This is a genomic window from Sphingobacteriaceae bacterium GW460-11-11-14-LB5 (genome assembly GCA_002151545.1).
In the GTDB taxonomy this organism is placed as follows: Bacteria; Bacteroidota; Bacteroidia; order Sphingobacteriales; family Sphingobacteriaceae; genus Pedobacter.
On the sequence record CP021237.1, the window covers coordinates 4,250,871 to 4,270,069 of the forward strand.

Annotated in this window: 15 protein-coding genes; 2 read left to right on the top strand and 13 right to left on the bottom strand. The window is 37.8% G+C overall.

What is annotated here, in order from left to right; translation table 11 throughout:
• Positions 1-24: 24 nt before the first annotated feature.
• The 13 genes from CA265_17055 to CA265_17115 form a co-directional block, all read right to left on the bottom strand.
• Positions 25-3,090 (bottom strand): SusC/RagA family TonB-linked outer membrane protein, encoded by a 3,066-nt coding sequence (locus tag CA265_17055; protein ARS41269.1) that lies wholly within the window; start codon positions 3,088-3,090, stop codon positions 25-27.
• A 202-nt stretch (positions 3,091-3,292) separates the two neighbouring features.
• Entirely contained in the window at positions 3,293-3,868 is a 576-nt protein-coding gene (locus CA265_17060; GenBank protein ID ARS41270.1) for an adenylyl-sulfate kinase, read from the bottom strand.
• Between the two features lie 18 nt (positions 3,869-3,886).
• Complete coding sequence (locus CA265_17065; protein ID ARS41271.1) at positions 3,887-4,648, bottom strand: 3'(2'),5'-bisphosphate nucleotidase; 762 nt, start codon at positions 4,646-4,648, stop codon at positions 3,887-3,889.
• 6 nt (positions 4,649-4,654) lie between these two features.
• Positions 4,655-5,683: a hypothetical protein gene (locus CA265_17070; GenBank protein ARS41272.1), complete on the bottom strand. Its 1,029-nt coding sequence runs from the start codon at positions 5,681-5,683 to the stop codon at positions 4,655-4,657.
• Positions 5,667-6,911, bottom strand: a complete 1,245-nt coding sequence (locus CA265_17075) for a hypothetical protein (protein ID ARS41273.1) — start codon at positions 6,909-6,911, stop codon at positions 5,667-5,669. The genes CA265_17070 and CA265_17075 overlap by 17 nt, the downstream gene beginning before the upstream one ends.
• A 409-nt stretch (positions 6,912-7,320) precedes the next feature.
• The gene (locus tag CA265_17080) at positions 7,321-10,137 is read right to left on the bottom strand and encodes a hypothetical protein (GenBank protein ID ARS41274.1); all 2,817 of its coding nucleotides are present in this window, start codon (positions 10,135-10,137) and stop codon (positions 7,321-7,323) included.
• Positions 10,138-10,616: 479 nt separating this feature from the next.
• Positions 10,617-10,934: a hypothetical protein gene (locus CA265_17085; GenBank protein ARS41275.1), complete on the bottom strand. Its 318-nt coding sequence runs from the start codon at positions 10,932-10,934 to the stop codon at positions 10,617-10,619.
• 224 nt (positions 10,935-11,158) lie between these two features.
• Positions 11,159-11,380 carry a transporter gene (locus tag CA265_17090; GenBank protein ARS41276.1) on the bottom strand — a complete coding sequence of 74 codons (222 nt, stop codon included), beginning with the start codon at positions 11,378-11,380 and terminating at the stop codon, positions 11,159-11,161.
• A 20-nt stretch (positions 11,381-11,400) separates the two neighbouring features.
• A complete protein-coding gene (locus CA265_17095; protein ID ARS41277.1) occupies positions 11,401-12,012 on the bottom strand; it encodes an SAM-dependent methyltransferase in 612 nt (203 codons plus the stop codon).
• 15 nt (positions 12,013-12,027) lie between these two features.
• Positions 12,028-12,435 carry a hypothetical protein gene (locus CA265_17100; GenBank protein ARS41278.1) on the bottom strand — a complete coding sequence of 136 codons (408 nt, stop codon included), beginning with the start codon at positions 12,433-12,435 and terminating at the stop codon, positions 12,028-12,030.
• A 123-nt stretch (positions 12,436-12,558) separates the two neighbouring features.
• Positions 12,559-14,544 (bottom strand): peptidase M1, encoded by a 1,986-nt coding sequence (locus tag CA265_17105; protein ARS41279.1) that lies wholly within the window; start codon positions 14,542-14,544, stop codon positions 12,559-12,561.
• 362 nt (positions 14,545-14,906) lie between these two features.
• The gene (locus CA265_17110) at positions 14,907-15,647 is read right to left on the bottom strand and encodes a hypothetical protein (GenBank protein ARS41280.1); all 741 of its coding nucleotides are present in this window, start codon (positions 15,645-15,647) and stop codon (positions 14,907-14,909) included.
• Between the two features lie 68 nt (positions 15,648-15,715).
• Positions 15,716-16,063 (bottom strand): arsenate reductase, encoded by a 348-nt coding sequence (locus tag CA265_17115; GenBank protein ARS41281.1) that lies wholly within the window; start codon positions 16,061-16,063, stop codon positions 15,716-15,718.
• Positions 16,064-16,508: 445 nt separating this feature from the next.
• Here CA265_17115 and CA265_17120 point away from each other — a divergent pair, with 445 nt between their 5' ends.
• Entirely contained in the window at positions 16,509-18,047 is a 1,539-nt protein-coding gene (locus tag CA265_17120; GenBank protein ID ARS41282.1) for a hypothetical protein, read from the top strand.
• A 254-nt stretch (positions 18,048-18,301) separates the two neighbouring features.
• Complete coding sequence (locus CA265_17125) at positions 18,302-18,976, top strand: DNA-binding response regulator (protein ID ARS43035.1); 675 nt, start codon at positions 18,302-18,304, stop codon at positions 18,974-18,976.
• Positions 18,977-19,199: the final 223 nt, after the last annotated feature.

A 19,199-nucleotide genomic window follows, 5' to 3' on the forward strand; every position in this document is an offset into this window, starting at 1 on the left:
TAAGGTGTTCCTGTACAAAATACATTAATTAAAAGAGGCTTTAATTCCAAATGTTACTGTTTTAAAGGCAGGGAAAGCATTAAAATCCAATCCACCACCAGTGTTCGAGCCAGAATGCGTATTTACTTCAGGGTCTGTTCCAGTATATTTTGTAATGGTAAACAAGTTTTGAGCCTGCACATATACATTTAATCCGCTGATTAACTTAGTTTTTGAAAATAAAGATGCCGGTATTGAATATCCCAGCGAGACAGATTTCAATCTTACATATGCGGCATTTTCTACAAACCGGGAGTTTACATAACCGCCATACTGACTTAGAAAGTAACCTTCTCTGGGAATATCGGTATTTTCATTTTTACCTGCTACAAATCTATTTAACGCATCAGCACCGGTTGTTGATTCTAATACCAAACGATTCATATTATATAAGTAATACCCAAATGCGCCCTGAAAAAAAACATTAAGGTTAAAACCTTTAAAGCTGAAATCATTTGCCAAACCTGTACTAAAACGAGGAGTGGTATTTCCTAGATATTGTTGGTCATCAGGAGTAATTGCACCATCGCCATTAATATCAGCATATTTCGGGTCTCCAGGTTTTGCTGCTGGTTGTGGTGCATAAACTTCGCCCGATTTAATTACACCTGCATATACATATCCTCGTAATTCACCCAATTCTCTGCCCGGCAATACCCGGGTAAACTCTCTTCCGGAAACCGTACCACTTGGATTGGCTGTATTTACCGGGATATTATCGATTTGATCGCCTAAAGAAAGTACTTTCTGTCTGTTGTAAGAAATATTGAATGTAGAGTTCCAGTTAAATGCCGGGCTGGCAATGTTTGTTGTATTTACAGCTAACTCAATACCTTGATTTCGTAACGAACCGGCATTTGCCAATTGAATCGTTTGGCCATAATAGTTTCCAACAGGTACATTCAAAAGCAGGTCGGTTGTTTTTTTATTATAATAATCAATCGAAACATTCAATCGGCCATTAAAAAAGCCCATATCTACACCAGCATTCAGTTGTGCAGTGCTTTCCCATTTCAAATCAGGATTGGCTAAATTTTTAGCTTCAATTCCTGAGACTAAGCCGCCATCGGCATCTATTGCGGTATTATAACTACCAAATTGAGCTAAGTAGGCATAATCTAGAATCCTGTCATTACCAGTTACACCATAACTAACCCTTGCTTTTAAATTAGAAAAAGTATTAAGATTTTTAATGAAATCCTCATCAGTAAACTTATAGGCTAAAGACCCTGAAGGAAAATAACCCCGGCGGTTATTCTCTCCAAATTTAGAGGAAGCATCGCCCCTGAAAGTAAATGCAGCTAACAACTTATCTTTAAAAGCATAGTTTAACCTTGCAAAGTAAGAATTAAAACTGGTTTGGGTTTTATTACTACCATATCCATTTGGCAATGCACCAGCAGTTAGGTTATAATACAGAAATTGATCCGTTGAAAAACCTTTTGAACCCACGTTTACCGACTGTGCAACATCTTTTTGGGCAGAAACCCCGCCTAATAACGTAAAATCATGATCATTAAATTTATATTTATAGGTTAAATAGTTCTCGATTAACCATCTAAAAGTTGATGAGCTCGTAATACTAGCTAAACCCTTATTGGCAACGCCAGCAGGTATGGTTTGTGGAGTATAAGTTCCTAAATCAGTCTGCGAAAACTCACCTCCTGCACCTAAATGATAAGTTAGATTTTTTATTACCTCATAATCAAGTCCAACATTAGCGTTAGCCAATTTATTGTCTCTATTATTAGTTGGCTCCAATAAGTTCGCTATTGCATTACTCTTACCGAGATAATTGTAATATGAACCATCTGCATTATAAACCGGTAAATTAGGTAATGAAGTTATAATACCAAAAAGTGGTGGTGTAATCCCGTCGCCATACGATTGTTGCTTTGACTTGGAACTGGCACCATAAAAATTGGCATTCAACCTTACCCTTTCGTTTAGTTTTTTATCAGCCCCGATTCTCGCCGTGTATCGGGTAAATCCAGTGCTTTTTAATACACCAACCTGATCAATATAATTACCAGATACATAGAGCTTTGAATTTGCATCTCCACTGCTAATACTTACATTCATATTATCAACTATCGAATTTTGGGTAGCCTCGCTTAACCAATTGGTGTTTGTAGGTATAAAGCTGGCAGGGAAAAGTGGCGATTTGCCATTTTCAGCATAAGTTGCATTCTGTATATCTGTATATTGCTGACCTGTTAGAAGCTCCGGTTTGTAGGTCAAAAATTGACGACCAGTTGAGTAATCGGCATCAATACTTACTTTACCCATCTTTCCTTTTTTGGTCGTGATTAATACCACACCGTTCCCCCCTCTGGCACCATAAATGGCTGCCGAAGAGGCATCTTTTAAGATTTGAATATCTTCAATGTCATTTGGATTAATGGTACTTCCGTTTTCAGAAATAAAACCATCGACTACATATAGTGGGCTGTTGCTGGATTGAATGGAATTCCCACCTCTGATGGTAATTTGAATCCCGGCACCTGGAGCAAAACTGGTTTGCTGCACCTGTACACCCGCAGCCTTACCTTGTATGGCCTGGCCAATGTTACTTGTACTTCCGCCAAGGTTCATTTCGCTTGCCTTAACTGTACTTATGGAGGCAGAAATGTCGCCTCTTCGTTGTGTACCATAGCCCACAACCACAACTTCATTCAGTTTATTTAGGTCTTCTTCTAAGTTTACATTTACCACATTTGAAGCACCTACGGTAACCCGCTGGGTTTTATAACCTACAAGTGTAAAGTTTAAAACCTTTAAATTACCTTTCAAGGTGATGGTAAACTTACCGTTAGCATCAACCGATGTTCCGTTTTTCACATCAGTTTCTGTTACTGATGTTCCAACAGCCGGCAGTCCTTTTTCATCTTTCACCGTCCCGGTTACAACCGTCTGCGCACTGGCTGCAATAGGGATTAAAATAAATAAAGAACAATAAAAAAATTTAAAAAGAGCATTAAAAAATGAGCGGTTTAGTATAGGAACAGTTGTCCTACAATCCCCATTTGTTGGTTTGTAAATTGTAATCATAGCGGTTTTGGTTATAGCTGATTGTTGCTAAAAGGATAAAATGACTTTTAATTCTTAGTAGTATAATATTAGGAATTAAAAGGTGCATTTATATATAAAAACACTGCGCAATCGATTGACTAAACCTCTTAAATGCGATAAACTGGATAAATTAGAATTAAACCGATATAAATTAAGCCAATACTGCTTAATAATTAGGTAATTAAGCCTGGGTTTTGATTTTAGAAATGATCTCCAGAAATAGCTTATCCCTACTCTGAACAGGGCTTTCTGTATTGGTTTTGATAATGAGATGGGCGTTTAAGGCAGGCTCGAACCTGGCACTCACGCCTGTAAAATTTGAGATCAGGTTTCGGTCTGCGTCTTTGTATAAACCTTTTACATCTCTTTCTTTGCATACAGCCAGCGGGCAATCTAAAAAGACTTCAAAATACTGTTCTCCAATAATCTGAGCAGCCAATGCCCGATGTTCTTCAAGAGGGGTGATAAATGAACATATGGTAATCACATTGTTCATCATCATCAGTCTGGCTATTTCTGCAGCCCTTCTGATATTTTCTGCCCGATCGGCTTCGCTAAAGCCCAAATCTTTATTGATACCTTCCCGAAGTACATCTCCGTCTAATGTTATCGCGAAAAACCCTTCTTCTTCGAGCTTTTCCTTTAATAAAGTCGAAATGGTGGTTTTTCCGGAACCCGACAATCCAAATAGCCAAACCACTATTCCCTTTTGATCTGGAATAACAAAACCATTTTTAGCTGTAGTTTGAAGCGACATAATTTATTGTTATGATCATTAATCTACCTTACACAAAAAGCCTTCGTTTAGCAACGATTCTTTATTGTATAACATTTCGCGACCAGTTAATGTACGGATATTACAGCCGCTAAATAAAATAATGGCATGACCGGCAGCGGTATCCCATTCCATGGTTGGTCCGGTGCGTAAATAAATCTGAGCCTTACCTTCTGCTAACAAACAGAATTTAAGCGAACTCCCTACCGAAATAAAATTTACTATCGGATATTTGCTAAGAATGGCTTTTTCTTCACCATCCGCATGCGATCTGCTTACTGCTGCTGTCCATTCGTCGTTCTTCTTAATGGCTTTAATTTGAATAGGATCTTCTCCAGGGATTTGTTTCCAGCTTCCAGAATGCTCATCACCAAAATATAACAGGTTTTGTACCGGAATGTAAATGACGCCCAGCACCGGCACCCCATTACGGATTAAAGCAATATTTACCGTAAATTCACCATTTCGCTTGATAAACTCTTTGGTTCCATCCAGCGGGTCGACGCACCAGTATAGCGCCCAGTTTTTCCGCTCTTCATAAGGAATATTTTTCCCTTCTTCAGATATAATTGGAATGGCCGGGTATAACTGTTTTAAATCGCGACAAATAATATCATTTGCTATTTTATCTGCCTTAGTTAAAGGAGAAGAATCGCTTTTGGTTGATACCTCAAAATCATCCCCATCATAAACGGTTAAAATTGCTTTCCCCGCCTCAACAGCTGTTTGCAGTATGGCATTTATATCAATGGTATCTATCATTTCATTCTATACTTTTGTGGCTAAATGCCTGGCCTTTATTTCTTTTAATATCTCCAGCTGAGGGCCCCGGTTGTCGAGGTCAGATTGACGGGCACTTAACAGGATATTTTTCTTGAGCAAATCGTTTTCAAGGTTATATTCTTCTATATCCTGGGCAGAAATTAATTTATCCTTATTCTCCGGGCGATCTAAAGCATAACCCAAATCAGTTAAGGTCTGGTGGTTAATACATTCGAAGATATCAATTTCTGCTGCGCTCAATTCTTTACGGAATTTACCGCTATTGTCTTTAATGATTGGCTTGGCCAGATTTTCCCACATTTCGCCTGCATTGGCCGTAGCCAGCGATTCTTTTGAGTTATGAAAATCGAGCATGGTTTCAGCATAATCAATGGCCAGAAACCTGCATAAACTTTGAATAAGCTTTGCCGGATCTGCAATTAATTCCTCATAATTTAAAGAGAAAAAACGATCACTACCGATTCTTTTCGACAGTTCGATACAGGCACTTTGATCTTTATACCACTGTTTAGCTAAATGATAAATATGCTTTTCGCCAACAATTGCTTTTTTAAAAGAGAGCGCAACATCTCTCCCGTCACGGTATAAATAAATATATTTCAGATTGGGCGAATGCGCTTCCAAATCAGCAGCATAATGCACATTAGCCATACTCTTGCAGCACCAGTATTTAGCTTTTTTTGCTATTGCTGCAGTTTCGTATACCAATCGGTTAATTTCGAAAAGGCTGTAGCTTTTTGAGTTTTCATAAATCCAGGCCTCATCCAGCTCAACGCCATCCCATGGTACAGGGTTAGCCCTTAAATAATTTACAACATCGCTAATTAAGGTTTTATATTTTGCTTCTGTTAAAAAACCATACAAACCCAACAATGGCACAAAAGTGACCAAAATATGAGGTGGGTGCGGAGAGGCAATCTGATTAGATTGATCTAATATTACCCTTAGCAGATTGGAACCAGATCTTTGCGTTCCGATAATCTGAATACCGTCTGGTTTAAAAAAACTTTCCATTATAAAAAATTGATACTGTTCCCAAAAAAATAGCACCGAGGATTAAATATACCGGGCTGAGTTTATACTTATAGCTTAATATTAAAGAAACAACACATATAGCACCTACCAAAAGTGTTCTTGGTTGCAATAATAATATTTTTAAGGCTGATGATATAATTAACCCGACAACGACCACCTTAATTCCTGATATCATGCTTTTGATAAGGGGATGATCTTTTGTTTTATTGAAGATTTTAGAAACAACAATCATTAAAATAGCCGATGGTATAAACATACTGCAGGTAGCAACCAAAGCGCCTAAAAAACCAGCTAACTTAAAACCAATAAAGGTTGAACTCACTAGAATCGGCCCGGGTGTAACCTGACTAAAAGCAATCGCATCTATCAATTCTTTCGCACTCAACCATTGCATATCTTTGACCAGTAGCGACTGCATAATGGGGATAACGAGGTACCCACCACCAAATAAGGAAATACTAATGCCCGAAAAAACGGTTCCGATCTTAAAAAAGATGTTCTGATAAGACTTAAATGCTCCCGTAATAAATAAAATCTGATTGATGAATAAAATGGCAACCGCAATAAACGAAAATGAATTTAACCTAAGTTTAAACTTCTGCTTAAAACTAGTTACCACTTCAGCATAATTATTTTTTTTCTGGTCAAACATCAGCCCGGCAATGGCTCCTATGGCAATAAGAATGATTGTTATCAGGTAGTTCCCTTTAATCAGATCGAGTGTGATGGCGATCAAAAAAACAAAGATTTTGCCATAATGAAGCGAAATTTCTTTTTTAAACAACTGTAATCCTGTCGATAAAATGATCATACTTACAATTGCGCCTACATATTGCATCATTAAGCTCCAGGATATATTGAGCCCGTTTGAAAAATAAACATAAGCCAGGCAAAGCATTAAAATACTTGCCGGCAGTAAAACGGCGAACATACTCACCGCAGCACCTAATTTACCCTTTAAAGCATAACCTATATTGGCAACAACATTTACCGCCATGGGGCCAGGCATAAAAGAAGCTACAGTTACACTATTTAATACATCCTCATTATCAATGGTTTTATCCTGCTCAACCATAATGCGCTGAATCAGCGAAACCAAAGCCATATGTCCACCAAAGCTTACACAGCCAATTTTAAGGAAGGTGAAGAAAAGATATTTTATTGACACCTTTTCTTTGGCTATATCGCTTGGTACTGATAACTCCATTTGTTACGCTTAAAGATCAATTTGAATAATAAAAACAATATAACACTAATTTTCGCTGCTTATCAAGAAATATTGCCTGTTGTTTGCGGTTTAAAAAAGACCTGGTTTAAAAACCTAATTTATGCCATTTAACAGGCATAAACATGGCAAACACTACGCAAACGTTTGTTTAAATCCATCAATCATCTAATTTCATATACGCTAGCCAACGGAGATATAATCTATATATACATCCAGATTATTAATTTGATTAATTAAAAAATTAGTCCATTAATTGGAAAGTGTTTACTTAGACAAAACCTTAACAACGTTTCTGTTAAAATTTTTGGTAATCAGGAAAAGAAAATTCCTTAACATTTACTGCTAAGAAACAAATGCCAAGGACTTGATTAAAATTTTAAACATTTTTTTAATTAACCGTACTGCGGGGATTGCTTCTCTCGTTGTTCGCTCCTACTTTGGTTAATTTGTAATTTAGGGATAGGTAAAAATAACGGGTAATGTTATTGTACCGCACATCTTCAATCCGGCTGCTGTTTACAATCCTATCGATATTGGTATTTTGATTCAAAATATCAAATCCTTTTAAACTTAAAGTTACCCTGCGTTTCATTAAATATTTATTTATCCCGGCATTAAGCAAGAAATAATTGTTATTAAATCCATCCGCACGGCCCGCTGAGCCGATATGATCCAAATCAGCTTCCACCCTTAAATCTTTAATGAATTCGTAACTCAGATTTAAAGAATTGTTTAGCGTAAAATATTTATTGTCAATCGCCGATTCATCTGTATTATTTACTTTGGTATAAGCTACATAAGCATAAATCCCTGCGTTAAATTTATCATCAATATCGTAGCTCCAATTGATGTTTGGCCCAATTTCGAACCTGTTGGTGATGTTTTTATTGCTGCTGATAAAATTTGTTCTATGCTCGGTAAAAAAGTTCATCCCATAATTCATCCTCAAACCTTTAAGTTTTGAGGGCATTCCAAAAAATGTTCCGGCACGCAGGTAATAGTTGCCGTTTACATTAATGGGTTTAACGGTCTGGATCCCGTTATTATAGGTAATATCATTTCCGGTATCATCAAAAGACAAGTTATATAAGAAATAACCATTCCAATACCGGTTATTATCCGGGCTAAACGTATTGAAATTTACCGATAACCGGTGGTTTTTTCTAGCCTCGAGATCTGGATTTCCGATTCGTTGATATAACGGGTTGGTATTGTTCTGCACAGGCTGTAAATCGGTTACCGACGGCAGGTTAACGCTCGCCCTATAGTTTATAGCGATGGTTTGATTGGCCTTATTCTTAAAATTGACCGTTAACCGGGGTAATAAATTGTAGTATGATTTTTCAATATTGCCGATGTTAGCCCCCACATTATTAAATACTTGTGCATTTAATAAACTTTGCTGTCCATTCAGTCCGAAATTATAGGTCCAATCTTTTCCAGTGTAGATAAAACCCAATCCGGCTGTTTGCAAACTGTTACGGTTATCGAAAGTATTGGTTAACGATGGAACAACGGTCTCGTAACGGTCGGTAGTTGGGTTATAATCAAAAGTGATCTGCTGCGCATCAACCAAGCTCCGTGTAAAACCATAAGCAATATTGGCGCTCCATTTTTGATTTAATGGGCGGGCATAATTTCCATTGATGGTGTATGTTGTCGAGGCATTTTCCTGATTGGCCTGTTGGTTGATTTTGGTAACAGTATTACTCCCGTTTGCATATTGGTTGAGCAATGATTGATTTAGCCAGTCAGAATTATAGGTATTTTGCGTACCATTTAAACGGAGCGAAACCGAACCTTTCTTATTTGGTAATCTTCTGAGCACAGTAAACTCTCCAAATAAAGAAGGCGTAAAATTATGCTGATTGTAATACTGGTTTCCATCATTGGCCTTTCCTGTGGCATCAAAATTAGCATTGAAAGTGCGGTTATTAATATTGGTGGTATTGTTCAGGATCACATTCGGGCGCAGTACAATATCGGTTAACGAATCGGGATGATATTCTGCCTTGAAGTTAAAACGATGTGCCTGATTATTGCTGTTTCGATCGGTATTGTCTAAAGTGCGCAAAATATCACCTGAGCTTAAATCCTGGATATTGGATAGTTTATTACCTAAACCAGAAGAGAAATAGGTAAAATAACTTCCACTAATGGCCAGTTTATTGTTTTTGCCCCAGGAGTTACTGTAGTTTACCCCTCCACTATGTGTAGTATAAAGTCCTATGGCACTATTATCAAAAACACCGCTCCCACCTATCGTTGTTTTGCCATTATTGCTATTGATAGAGAAACTTCCTCCGGCAGGCGGGGCAAAAATATTCCCGATGTTTCCGCCACTGAAGCTGCTCAGGTCATCATAGCCAAAACTGGCATCGTTGGTATTATTGCTCATGCCCAAAACTGCAAATTGCAGGTTTTTATTAAAGTGGTTAGCACTTAAATAACTTCCGTATTTATCGGTTGTTCCGCCCGCGAGGTTGGCATTTCCGAACCAACCTTTTTTCTTGTCTTCTTTAATCGTTAGGTTTAAAACCTTCTCCCTCTGCCCGTCATCAATTCCGGTGGCTTTAGCTTCCTGTGTTTTACTATCAATTAACTGCACTTTTGCAATGGCATCAGCGGGCAGGTTTTTGGTTGCCGTTTTTGGATCAGTGCCAAAAAAGTCTTTACCATCAACCGTTAACCGGGTCACTTTCTGCCCCTGCACCAAAATACTTCCATCCTTATCAACCGTAACACCAGGTAGTTTTTTCAAAAGATCTTCTACTGCTGCATTAGGCCTGGTTTTATAAGCATCGGCATTAAATTCTACGGTATCTTTTTTAACCATTGCGGTAGCATAACGGCCACTCACGGCAACATCTTTAAGTGCAATGGCATCTTCTTCTATTTTTAATGTCCCCAGGTTAATGGCCTTTCCGTTTACATTTATATTTTTAGTGATGGAATGATAACCCATTGCGGAAATCCTGATTTTATAATTGCCGATGGCCACAACATTAAAAGAAAATTCTCCGGCTTTATTGGTTACTACACCTACTTTTTTGGTCGAATCAGACTTACCTGACAAAACGATACCCACATATTCAATTGGCTGGTTTGTTTTACCATCGATAATTTTTCCATTAATACTACCGCTCTGTTGTGCGAAGACTTTCGTAGATAATATGAACAGCAACATCAATAAGTAAGTTTTCATAGCTGAAATTTTGATTTTTAGTTTGGTTTTTATTCAACCTTTTCTTCAAAGGATTCAGCTATAAGACACAAAAAGAACCAAAGTGTGACAGAAAAAGATATTTTTTTTTAATAAGCCTAGTCGAAGACCGACTTATGAAATCTCAAAGGCAAGTGCAGGGGCAAACTTCGGAAGTCTGAGTACTTTGATGATCAACAAAAAAGTCTTTCAGTTTTACCTGAAAGACTTTCTATTTTTAAGCTTTAGCAACTTTTTTGTGCTTTTTATGATGTTTTTTATGACCTTTTTTAGTCTGAGATTTTTCTGTACCTGTTTTTGCCGGAACAGTGGTTTGAGCGCTTACGGTATTAATGGTAAAAGCGGCTACTAATGCGATTACTAAAACTTTAATTGCTTTCATTTTCAAATTGATTAATGATGAATAAACCTGGTTATTTTGTTTATTAAATCTCAAAAATCAAGATGAAGATTTTATGAATTTAAGGCAAGTCGAAAGCGTAAGTATACTTTAACTTTTTTCCGCTCAGCACATACTCAGAAACGACCTTTCCGTCAACCCATATCTTATATTCACCTTTAGATTTTGTCTTAGCAATGGCAAAAGTTGTAAACTGAACGTGGGTTCCTGATTTTAAGGTAACGCTTTTTTCCCAGGCGCCATTTACTTCTTTTAGCTCAGTTTCTTTTCCACTTTCATTGGAGTAAGTTACATCTGCTTTTAAACCATCGCCAAAGCTGGCCTGATAAACAACCTCGTAACTTTCTTTTTTAGGAACATTTAATTTGCCTTTCGACATGGAATAGAATGTCGTCATGGTCTGAATCGAACAACTGCCCAGCATAAGCATGAACAAAAAACAAAAGGAAATATTTTTCATTTGATAGGGTTTAGATCGAGATGACGACTGCGCTTAGATAAAGGTTGCAAGGAGGCTGGAAATTATTGAATAAGCGAATTAGAGAATGGTTAAATCCTGGAATTGATTGCTAGGATATTCACTCATTCAAAACTCACTCATTCTCATTTATGAAAGGTATCCAGGTATAATTCCTCTACTTTTTTACGTGCCCAGGGCATTCTTCTTAAAAACTTCAAGCTCGATTTTATCGTCTGGTTATTATTAAAGCAATCGATCCTGATGAGTGATCCCAGTTTTTCCCAACCATAGTGCACCTGCAGATCGGTTACAATTTTCTCTAAGGTAATACCGTGTAAAGGGTTATTTTTTTGCTGTTCGGCCATGCCGCAAAGTTAAGGCAAAATTATCGGGGTTTATATTGTGCCATCCAAACATTTGCGCCACCACAAACAGGATCGTTTATTTTATGGACAAGCACTTCAAAATGATTAGATTTAAGCAATGACAGATATTCATCAATACCTAAAGAAGCATGAAATAAGTTTTCACCATTGTTCAGTCCCCAAACCTCTCCTCTACCGGTTCCTGAGGTAAACAACAAAACGCCGTTTGGTTTAAGATGGCGACTAAAAATACCGAACATACCAGGCTGATCGGCTGCCGGGAGGTGAAAAAAACTATGCCAGGCAATGATCGCATCGAATTTTTCATCCAGGTCTAGTTTACGCATATCTTTCAGCATAAACGGCGTACCGGGAAAATTTAGTCTGGCCATTTCGAGCATCTGCTCACTGGCATCAACCCCCAGCACTTTTACATTTTGACTGATCAGATATTCGAGTATGGGTTTTCCACTACCGCAGCCCAAATCTAAAACACTTGCATTTGGAGGCAGTTGCTTAAGTAAATCGTCCAGATAGGTTTTCTCCCCTAAAAAAGAATAGCGGTTTTCGGCGAACCACTTTCCGATTTTATTGTAAACTTTATATACGTTTTTGCGTTCTCCTTTTTCCATATTAGAGTCTTTTAATTAGCCGATAGCTGTGGCATCAATTTCAATCAGCATGCCGTTTAAAGCTAATCGCTGTACAGGAATGAGTGTATTCACCGGAAATTTCAGATCCGGCCATATTTTCGTAGATTCTTCTATTAAGATATGGTGTTTCTCCTCATCATAATCTACCACCAGGGTCGTGAGCTTAGCTATACTGGCCATGGTTAAACCTTTGCTTTTTAAAGCCAAAGCTATATTTTCGAATACAATACTTACCTGTGTCCGAAAATCGGCACTGAGTACACCATCCATCCTGCTACCACCCTGGCCGGCAACAAATACCAGCAGGCTTTCGGCCGGAACAGAGGCTAAATGAGAATAACCATGCGGACGGGGATCGTATATACCTTCGGGATTAGTGATTTCTAAATTTGGTTTTTCCATCTGCTGTAAATTTAACAGGTGCTAAATTATTCGATAAGAAATAGTAAACCGTCGGTTGTTTGCAATAAAAAACCTCCTGATCTTTTAAAATCAGGAGGCTATAATTATGGTGCCCAGGCTAAACTAATTACCTGTAGCGGTCCAGGTATTATTATCTGTATTCGAATCTGGTAATACTTTATTTGGATCTAAAGTAACTGATTCGATCTCTTCGCTAGTTGGATAACGTACCAACCAGGTTGCGTTTTTCATCCAAACATCAACCGGAACTTTTACGATCTCTGTTTTACCGCTTTTGGTTTTAACCTGCAGGATGATTGGCATTGGCATTTTTTCCAGGTTTACTACTTTAATCGCGTAACCCACCAATTTATCATCTTGCTTAACAGCTTCAACACCAGCAATACCCTGGTCCATTTTCCAGTTGTTTAACCACCAGCTTCTCCAAAACCAGGCTAAATCTTCACCCGCACCATTCTCCATCGAACGGAAGAAATCGAAAGGTGTTGGATGTTTAAATGCCCAGTTTTTAATGTATTGACGGAAAGCATAATCAAAACGGTCTTCACCTAAAATCTGATTTCTCAAGATGTCTAAGCCCCATCCTGGTTTATAGTATAAATTCACACCAATATTACGCTCTGCCATACCATCGGGCATTAACATCATGTTTTCATAAACCGGGTTTCCAATATTCGTTTTACCAACTTTATTCATATCGGTTGGCGCTGCAGCATACTCGCCTTTATTAAAACTACTTTTAGAAATACCATTGATAAAGGTATTAAAGCCCTCATCCATCCAGCCATATTTACGTTCATTAGAACCTACAATCATAGGAAACCAGGTATGGCCAAATTCGTGATCGATTACGCCCCATGCACTTCCTTTTTTAGCTTTCCAGCCACAAAATACAATGCCAGGATATTCCATACCACCAACATTGGTAGCCACGTTAACAGCCATGGGATATGGATATTCGAACCATTTTGTAGAATAATGCTCAATGGTTGATTTTACATATTCTACTCCACGGCCATAGGCATCTTCACCATTGCTTTCTACTGGTTGTGCAGAAACGGCTAAAGCTTTTTTACCACTTGGCAAATTAATTTTTGCGGCATCTAACACAAAAGATTTAGATGAGGCCCAGGCCGCATCGCGTGCATTTAGGATTTTAAATTTCCATGTTAGCTTGTCTTTAGCCGGACGTGACTGAGGGTTGGTAACCTCTGCTTCGGTCCGGATATGAACAGTAGCATCGCTGGTTTTAGCTGCATTCCATCTTTGTAACTGCTCTGGTGTAAAGACTTCGGCCGGATTTAATAATTCACCTGAACCCATTACGATGTGGCTTGCCGGTGCAGTGATGGCAAAGTTAATATCGCCATACTCGCAATAAAACTCACCACCGCCCCAGTATGGCAAAGTATTCCATCCTATCACATCATCATACACACACATGCGTGGAAACCACTGTGCCACGGCAAAAATTTCACCGTTTTTTGTAGTTAAATGTCCGGTTCTGTCTGATCCTTCTTTTGGTAAAACAAAAGAATAATCCATTTTAACTGTTACAATATCGCCATTAGCGGCCAGTGGCTGGTCTAAACGGATCTGCATACGTGTATCTTCTACCAGAGAAGTAAATTTTACTGCTGCAGCTTTTTGCGAAACACTGATGTTCTGGATTTTATAACCACCATCAAATTTTTCGCCCTGGGCACCATAACGGCTTTTCGACGGCGTAATGGCATAACCCCGTGAAGTTTCTTTAAAGGTATTCTGATCTAATTGCAGCCATAAATACGGCAATTTATCGGGACTGTTATTTTTGTAAGTAATGGTAACGGTACCAGTAACCGTATTTTTGGTTTCGTCGAGACTAGCTGTAATGTTATAATCAACGCGGTTTTGCCAATATTTTGGTCCTGGTGCACCAATGGCAGAACGGAATTCATTCCCGTTTTGCGTATAAAATAGTGGTCCAAAGGCTTCAGCAGGGTTATAATTGTTAGCTGGTGCCGGTGTTGTAGCTTGTTGAGCCGATGCAGAAAAGGCAAAAGCGCAACCAACCAAACAAAAAGTGATTAGTTTAGTCAATTTCATGATAATAATAAGGTTGTAATCAGGCGGTAAAGATAAAAAATAACCACATATGGATTTATATGTGGTTAGAATGTTACCAATAATGGTTATAATACAGTTAAAAATGCTTTTTTAAAATTTAATTCGATCAATACATATTCTTATTTATCAATATAATTGACTTTCCTAACGCGAGCCGTCATGCTGGCCTGTAACGAAGTGGAAAGCTTCGAAGTAAACCGAGCTTTAAGCGAGCTCACCGAAGGTAATTTATTTTACAGTAGAAATAGTATTTGTAATTATCTAGTAGCTACTATGTGGTCGGCATCTTTCCTGTAATAGACCTTGATCCAGAAGTTTCGGGACAGGGTGACGAGTCTTTGTTAATTCGCTTTCAATTTGGGTAAATCCTGCAGTTTTCTTTCCTGTGGCGTTAGTTTTTTCCAGGCTACAAAGGCGCGTGAAATATAATAAGCATAACGGTATGGCCTTTCTGCCTTTACTGCCTCTACCGAAGGGCGATATATAATCATGAAGTTTTTAAGTTCTTCACCCTCTAGTTTGGTCATATCTGTAATGGCCTTTGCGGTAAAGTTCTCATCAATTTCTTCGAGATACATTTCCTTTTCCTCTAAATCGGCCTCTTTTCGCTGTTGTCTTCTGTATTTACCATAGCCAAGGTTTAAGTTTAAGCCGCCAACCTTATCGGTCATGCGTTTACGGTTTAGATTTCCGCCCGTACTCAATAGCGTATATTTTTCGGCCAGTGGATCCTTCGCATCTGTAACCTGACTATTCATTCTTACAGCTGTAATATCGACATCTTTTAAACTATTCGTTTTAACCGGAAGATAAATTGTTCTATTTAATAAATTGGTTAGATACAAAGTATCGGTATGATAACCAATGGCTGAGAATTCAATCAGATCACCAATATTGGCGCCTATAGTGTACTTGCCTTCTTTGTTTGTACTGGTTGTTTTTTTACTGTTCAGATTTCTGATGGTAACACCAGGCAGAGAAAGCGTTTTTTTCGAATAATCGAAAACTGTACCTGTAGTTACCGTTTGTGCAAAAACGCCAATAGGTAAGGCAAGCAATAGAAAAATGATCAGTTTGTACATACTCAAAAGTAACTTAGTTCGACATTTAAAAGCTGCATTTAACAAACTTTAACATTAGAACAATCGAATCAGGCGAGTGTTTTTAAATAATTGTCATCATCAAACCCAATTAATATGGCTTTGCTGTTTTGCTCGATAATCGGGCGTTTTATGGCACTGGTATTTTCTTTTAAGTAAGCAATTGCCGAATCCTGGTTATCAATTTTAGCCTGCTCCTCTTTAGTTAGTTTTTTCCAGGTTAAACCTTTTCGGTTTAATACGGTTTCCCAACCGAAGGTATTACACCATTCATTTAGCTTTTCTGTGGTAATGCCTTTTTTCTTGAAATCGTGAAATTCAAAATCAACCTGATGTGCTTTTAACCAATCGAGCGATTTTTTAACTGTATTGCAATTTGGAATTCCGTAAACGGTCATATAAATTATTGAATTTTGAATGAGTGTTGAACGCAAGAAGCAAAGTTAATAAACTGTTTAGCTTTATACTTAATATTTTGAAGATCGTTGTTTTTATTGTGGAGCGTATCAAAAAGGCGATTTCAACTGAGATGCTGTCTTGTTGAGCCTGCCGAAACACCTTATAGCGTATTTAAATGAAATGAAACCTTCAACAGGCTCAGGATGACAAATCTATATTTATGATACAACCTCTAATAGTAATCATTAACTCCAGTGATGAGAACACCTGTACACATTATCCAAGCGTTGTCAACATTTTAGCGAGGGGGCTATGAAAGTTGACAACTCTAAAATCCCACAATTCTAAAAATCTTATTCGTTCGTCACATTTTTAAGCTCATCCATCACATTTTAATTACCGATGTAAATTCTCTTCGTAAAATTGTGGCATAAACAAAACACTATGGTAATTCTTTCAGGTAACCCATCCGCAACAAAAACCAAAAACATCAACCAGCTTGAGTTTTGGATCTCCACAACGCTATATATCCTGGCATTGATCAGTATTTGTTCCTCTACCGTTTACAGCAGGGGTAATTCTTATCGTTTTGAAGAAAGCCAAATTGTTTATAGTGTAATATCAAATTTCTTTGTACCCGAAGTATTTAAGATCAGCATATTATATGTCAGCTTTTTATTGTTCAATTTTTGCTTCATGCCTCAGCTGGCAAACAGAAAAAATATCGCACTCAATCTTATTCTTACCATTTTAGTTACATCGTTTTCTGTTGTAGCATGGATGGTTTTTAATACTTATTCTCAAGCTTACCGATTGTTAGAATATGATAACATGGATAACGCTTATGGTATCTTTTTTGGAGAGGCCTTTACCTATATCTTTTTTCTCTATCTGCTTTTTAATGCCTACGCATATTTTAATGAGCGGGGTTTAGAATTACTCAAAAGAATTCCCTTTTTAAAGCATTATAATAACAACATCATTCCAGAAATTTTTATTTCAACTAGAGTCTGGTTGATTTCGCTCATGGTATTTGCCGCAATACTTTCATTAAAGATCGATCACGAAATATTAATTATCTGGCTCATTGTACCACCCGTAAATATTTTCTTTGCCTTTTGTGCTATTTATTACATCATTCCAAATCTCAGAAAGAATTTTAAAGGTTTTGGCCGGTATTTTTGGGGAAATGTAGGTTTAACCATTATCATTTCACTGCTGCTGATGATGATACTCATTCCTTTTATGCGCAACGGCGAAGCTGTACCCATTGCCTTAATTTTAAATGCCATATGTTTAATGTGCATTACCACGCCGTCTGCCTGGTACATTTACAAGCATAAATTTGAAAAACTCAGCGAAATCCAGATGCTTAAAACGGAGTTGGGTAAATCGGATGCGAACCTCAATTTCTTAAAATCGCAAATCAACCCGCACTTCCTGTTCAATGCTTTAAATACATTATTTGGAACAGCTTTGCAGGAAAATGCAGAAAGAACAGGCGAAGGCATCCAAAAACTGGGCGATATGATGCGTTTTATGCTCCACGAAAATACACAGGACAAAATTTCGTTAACCCGCGAGGTAGAATACCTGAATAATTATATCGATTTACAAAAGCTCCGCACCTCCCGCTCTGCAGAAATCAGGATTGATACCCATATCGAAGAACAGCTAAATAACCTGCAGATTACGCCGATGTTGCTGATTCCATTTATCGAAAATGCATTTAAACACGGTATCAGCTTGCAACAACCTTCGTACATCAAGATTACCTTGCAAACCAAAGAAAAAACCTTATATTTTGATGTAAGCAATAGCATTTACATTAAGGCAGATAACGACCCTGAGAAATTAAAAAGTGGTATCGGACTTGAAAATGTTAAACAACGCTTATCATTGCTGTATTACGGAAAACACGAATTAATTATCCGCGAAAGTGCTAACGAGTTTTTTGTTCATTTAACTTTGCAGTTGGATTAAGGCGATAAGTTCCCCAAGAGAACAATTGATAAACGAATATTGGCCTAACCAGAAATTTGTTTGTAAAAATCCCTATTATTGATCTTGAGATGTCGTCATTCGAGCGCAGTGCAACGAAGCGGAGAAATCTATATTAGCAGATCTCTCCATTTCATTTCACTTCAGTCGAGATGACGATTGCATGTTACTTTGGAAATGCTTCCTTTGTTAGCATCACAAAAAGAAAAAAACGTAAAGAAAAGAACAAACTCAAAATGATTGCCATTGCTATAGATGATGAACCGATTGCATTAGAGATTATAAAGTCGCATGCCTCAAAAGTTCCATTTGTAACCTTACAGCAAACTTTTACGGATGCTTTTGCGGCCATCAGTTACCTCCAGCATAACAAGGTTGACCTCATTTTTCTGGATATCAAAATGCCAGATATCAGCGGTATCGATTTTTTAAAAAGTTTGAGCAAACCGCCCATGGTTATTTTTACCACTGCTTATACGGAACATGCAGTACAAAGTTTTGAACTCGATGCTGTCGACTACCTGTTAAAACCCTTTTCTCTTTCGCGTTTCTTAAAAGCCTGCAATAAAGCACAAGAGTTGTTTAACCTGCGCAACCAGAAGCAGGAAACAAAAACGGAATACATTTTTATAAAAGATGGCTACGAACAAATTAAGGTGGAGTTAGGTGAAATTCTTTACGTGGAGGCCTCTGGCAACTATACCCAGATACAACTCAAAGACAAACTTTTAAGCTCGAGGATTACCATTAACGATTTGGCTGAACTGTTGCCAAAAGCAGATTTCATCCGCTGTCACCGGGCATTTATTGTCGCTAAAAATAAAATATCCAAATTCGACCGCAGCCAAATTTGGATCGGAGAAAAAATTATTCCTATTGGTGCAACGTATATCAATATTAAACTTACTTAATTCGATTTAAAAAGTTACATCATAAAGGCGATTCAGCTCAGATGATGTCATGATGAGCCTGCCGAAACACCTTAAAGATTTGGGCAGGTTCTTCGACAAGCTCAGGGTGACAAATCTATTTTATGATATAACCACTTGCACTTTGTTCATTTAGACCCTGAAATAAATTACCTTCGGTGAGCTCGCTTAAAGCTCGGGCCACTGCGTAGCTTTCCACTGCGCT